Genomic DNA, 4,461 nt, shown 5'->3' with positions numbered 1-4,461 from the left:
TGCTTATTTTGGTGTTCTTTTTTATAAAAGAAAATAATGATGTTGTTAATTATTCAATTTTGATGGCCTTTTCTTACATGATGACAAGTGTTATTGGTTATATAGGTGTTTGGAAAAAAATTGCGTTCCAAAAATTGAGGTGGAGAGAGTCTTATCAACATATTTTTAATGTTAGACATTTCTTTGCTAACTCTTTATTAGGCACTGGTTATCAATATTGTGATCAGCTGTTTCTTGGCGTTTTACTTGAGAGAAGTAATCTTGCGGCTCTGAATATACTGAAACAGGTTACTGCTATGCTAACAATATTACCTATAACGGTTTGTCGCTTCATGCTTCCTACAGTTATTGATTCATATTTAACTGGTCGTGCCGATAAATTTCATAAGAAATATGATTTTTTTTACATTTTTTTTATGTTTTTCATTGCCCTTATTTTTGGTCTATTAGGTAAATTTTTTATCATCATGTTAACTGGCGATAAATATCATTTCTCCAATATTGATATTGTGCTCAGTATGTGCTGTTTCTTATCTATATCATTAGCTGTTTTTATCGATACTCAATATAGTATTCCGCAAAAAAAAGAATTTATTACAACTCGCTCTAACTTTGTAGTGTTGGTTGTGTTTGTTTTTTTACTTTACCCTCTTATCGATTGTATGGGGTATAGCGGTGCTCTACTTGGAATGTTTATTTCAGAGTCTATAGGTGTTGTTGTTATGGTTTTTCTACATAGGAAAGGCACTGGCTATGTCAGATAGGATAAATGTATCTATAATATTAGTTAGCTACAATACATGTAATCTGACTATAGAGACGATAAAATCAATTTATGCAAGAACTAGAGATATATCCTATGAAATAATTTTGGTGGATAATAACTCAACTGATGATACTGTTCTTAAGGTGAGGTCACTATTTCCCAGTGTATTATGTATAGAGAATAAGGATAACAAAGGATTTGGTGCTGCTAATAACATTGGTGCTTCGATTGCTAGAGGTAATTACCTTTTTTTATTAAATACTGATACCGTACTTTTAGTTAATGCAGTCAAAATTCTTTCTGATTATTTAGATTGCCCTGAAAATAGTGATGTAGTAGCGGTTGGTGGAAATTTATATGACATAAATGGAAACCCCACCTCTTCGTATTCAAGGCTATTTCCTGGTGTATGCTGCGAGATAAATGGGTTGCTTTTTAATTTATTTCATCAGTTTAAATTTTTTAATTATTTTTTTAACTATACATCATCCCCTATCAAATTTAGAGGAAGCATTTCTGGAGCTGATAGTATGATAAGAAAAGAGTGGTTTGATAAAGTTAAGGGGTTTGATGAGGACTTTTTCCTTTATTATGAAGAAACGGATCTCTTTTATCGGCTGGTAAGAAATGGATTTTTTGTATCATCTATTCCTGAAGCAAAAATAATTCATTTGGAGGGGGGGTCTGAGTCAGTAAGAGAAATTACACTGGAGCGTTCTTTCAAAAGTAAATTTATCTATCTCAGTAAACATTCTACAAAAATAAAAGCTAATATTATCCACAGATTATATCAGCTTACATGTACTGTGAGAATATTGATTTTTTGTTTTGTAAAAAAAGAGGCGAAAAAATCATATTGGTCTATCTTAAAAAGAATAGAAAATGAAGTTTATCTAACTATGCGAAATAAAAATGGAAAGAGAAAGAATTAGGGCAGGTTTTAAGATCTTAACTGGCTATGTTTTTTTGTTTCTTGCCATTGCTGCTGGTTTAAGGAAAGGAAATGATCCTGATTATGCCAATTATAAGGAGATTTATGAAGGTGCGGTATCTTCTGTCGTAGTTGATGTTGAGCCAGCTTATCAAAAATTAAATTTTTTTTTCGATGCTGTAGGTTTCGGTTTTGAGGGACTCATCCTGGCTATTGCATTAGCTTCAGTAATGATGAAGTGTATTGCTATTATAAAATATTCAGAGTATTTCTTTTTAAGTTTGTTGATATATATATCAACAATATATTTATTGTTTGATGTGGTTGCTATAAGGCAGGGATTTGCTATAGCAATTATAATGTTATCTCTAGCTCTATGGGAAAATGACAAAAAGAAAGCATTGTTGCTATATGTTTTTGCGCCACTTATTCATATTGCATCACTAGTTTTTTTACCTGTGTTGTTACTTTGCAATAGGAATTATGGTAGAAAAACTCTTTTAGTAAGTATTGCCGCGATAACAGTCATTGTTACTTTGTCCCAAGTTTTTTCAATTATTGATGTTATGGAGAATATACCATTCATCCCTGACTTTTTATTGATAAAATTGAAAACCTATTCTTCATATAATAAAGAAGCTGTTTTTTCTTTTAAACAAGTTATTGTCTCTATTTTCGCTTACTTGGTATATACAAAAGTAAGTTGCTCTAGATATGTAAAACTTTGTTGTGTTGTATACATTTTTGGATGCCTGATTAGTTCGTTGTTCTCTTCTGTTGGCGATATTGCTTTCAGGATAAAATGGTTCTTTTCGTGGACGGAAATAATTTTTCTTCCGTACTTGATTGGTTATTCTTATAGATATTTTCGTGATAATGAAATGCGTTTAATTTCTCGTTTTTTATTTTTTACTCTGATTTTTTCCATGTATTTCATTCCTGCATATAATTTCATTGAGTCAATACATGAGCGTGGCTTTAGCTTGATTTTATGAATAAGAGGGCATGAAAAATGAAGGTATCTATTTTAATAATGAATGCCTGTGATATCGGTGGAATTGAACGCAGTACATTCTCGTTGATGAATGCATTACGTAAAAATAATATATGTGTAGAAATGGTATCTTTGTTTGAAAATGAAACTATAGGTTTGGGTGTTAATGAAGAATATGTCATTCCCAAAGGCCGTAATGAGTTTTTAAAGATACTTAACTATGTAAGGTCTGTGAGTGAAGACACAACAATAATATCTACTTATGATAGGTTGTCAATATTTGTCATCGCTGCTTCTTTCTTGTTAAGAAAGCGAGTGGATTTAGTTGCCCAGCAACATGCTGATTATTTTGCACTTAAATGGTGGACAAGAACAGCTCGGAGAATCATGTACAATCTGGGGAATGTTAAGATTGTTTGTTTGACGAGAAAAGATTATTCATTTTATAAAAAATGGCACGATTCAGTATACCAAGTACCAAATATATTAGATTTATCGCATAAAATATATAATGAAGTACCATCACTAGCTAGTAGACATATTGATCTCCTTGCGGCAGGTAGATTGCATCCAGTGAAAAGGTTCGAGGATTTTATAGGTTTGGTCGAATTTATCCATAAGGAGAGAGATATAACAGCTAAACTCTACGGTTCAGGTGATGATTTAAATCGATTACAGCGCTGTTGTAACTCTTCTCTAGATATTTTTGCAGGTGCTACTGATGAGCTGATGAAAAAGATGTATGACGCCAAGATTGTGGTTGTCACTTCGCATCGTGAAAGTTTTTCAATGGTAATATTGGAGGCTATGTCGGCTGGATGTGTTGTTGTAAGTTATGATTGCCCGACAGGGCCAAGTGAATTAATAACTAATGGTGTCGATGGTTTTCTTGTTGAAAACGGCAATACAAGTAAGTTAAAAGAAACATGTATGCTTCTTCTTGAAAATATTGCTTTGTGTGAGACTATTTCCATCAATGCCCAGAAAACTGCCAGAAAATACTCACCGGATATTATTGCAAAGCAATGGTCAATGATTATTTAGGATTTAGTATGACAAAAATTAGTGTTGTCATTCCGGCATATAATGCAGAAAAAACACTTACAGATGCTCTTGTTTCAGTCGTAAAACAATCTGGTGATTTTGATTTTGAAGTTATTGTTGTCAATGATGGCTCTCTTGATAGTACTAGCTCTGTTGCTATTGATTCAGCTAGAGCTTTAGGAATCAAGATAACCTTAATTGAGCAGGAAAATAAAGGTGTTGCAACAGCGAGAAATGTTGGTGTGGAAAAGAGTACTGGTGACTATATTGCTTTTCTTGACGCTGATGACATCTGGATGCCAACTAAAACCCAAGAGCAAATGAATTTTTTATTACGTAATAATTTTGGAATGATTGGTGGAAACTTCAGGGAGTTAAACGCGAATTTTAAAAAACTAAAAACTATTTCTGAAAGCATTAAAGAAGTTACTTTTAGTAATTTACTGATAAAGCATTATTTTCAACCTTCCTGTGTGATTATAAAGAAAGCTATTTTTGAGCTCGTTGGTGGGTTTGAAGATGGTATGACTCATGCAGAAGAAGGGCTGTTGTTTTACAAAATATGTTATAGCAGCCGTTGTGCTATTTATTGCAAAGATGTTATTGAATATGGTGGGGGGAAACATCCCTTTGCCTCTGGTCAAGGACTGTCTTCGAATCTATGGAAGATGGAAAAAGGAGAACTTTACAATTATCGCCACATTTATAGGAAAGGAATGATAGGTA

The 4,461-nt window shown here is 32.8% G+C and carries 5 protein-coding genes; all 5 read left to right on the top strand.

Going from position 1 to position 4,461, the window contains the following annotated elements; translation table 11 throughout:
* Positions 1 to 764: polysaccharide biosynthesis C-terminal domain-containing protein (locus Dpoa2040_RS17725; RefSeq protein ID WP_210424008.1), on the top strand; the 764-nt coding region annotated here is incomplete at its 5' end.
* Positions 754 to 1,698 (top strand): glycosyltransferase family 2 protein, encoded by a 945-nt coding sequence (locus Dpoa2040_RS17720; protein ID WP_050569389.1) that lies wholly within the window; start codon positions 754 to 756, stop codon positions 1,696 to 1,698. The genes Dpoa2040_RS17725 and Dpoa2040_RS17720, both read left to right, overlap by 11 nt.
* On the top strand, positions 1,679 to 2,692 hold the full coding sequence (locus tag Dpoa2040_RS17715) for an EpsG family protein (RefSeq protein WP_168642094.1): 1,014 nt from the start codon (positions 1,679 to 1,681) through the stop codon (positions 2,690 to 2,692). Before Dpoa2040_RS17720 ends, Dpoa2040_RS17715 begins: the two co-directional genes overlap by 20 nt.
* A gap of 17 nt (positions 2,693 to 2,709) precedes the next feature.
* Positions 2,710 to 3,735, top strand: coding sequence for a glycosyltransferase (locus Dpoa2040_RS17710; protein WP_168642093.1), 1,026 nt, complete (start codon positions 2,710 to 2,712; stop codon positions 3,733 to 3,735).
* 8 nt (positions 3,736 to 3,743) lie between these two features.
* The coding region (locus tag Dpoa2040_RS17705) for a glycosyltransferase family A protein (RefSeq protein ID WP_168642092.1) at positions 3,744 to 4,461 on the top strand (718 nt) is incomplete at its 3' end.

Origin of the sequence: Dickeya sp. CFBP 2040 (assembly GCF_012273755.1) — a bacterium.
Taxonomy (GTDB): domain Bacteria; phylum Pseudomonadota; class Gammaproteobacteria; order Enterobacterales; family Enterobacteriaceae; genus Dickeya; species Dickeya poaceiphila.
The sequence above is the reverse complement of the archived record's forward strand: the minus strand, read 5'-3'. Positions and strand labels throughout refer to the sequence as shown.

Coding starts and splice junctions, on each gene's coding strand:
- Dpoa2040_RS17720 (WP_050569389.1), top strand. CDS start 754: ATGTCAGATAGGATAAATGTATCTATAATATTAGTTAGCTACAATACA.
- Dpoa2040_RS17715 (WP_168642094.1), top strand. CDS start 1,679: ATGGAAAGAGAAAGAATTAGGGCAGGTTTTAAGATCTTAACTGGCTAT.
- Dpoa2040_RS17710 (WP_168642093.1), top strand. CDS start 2,710: ATGAAGGTATCTATTTTAATAATGAATGCCTGTGATATCGGTGGAATT.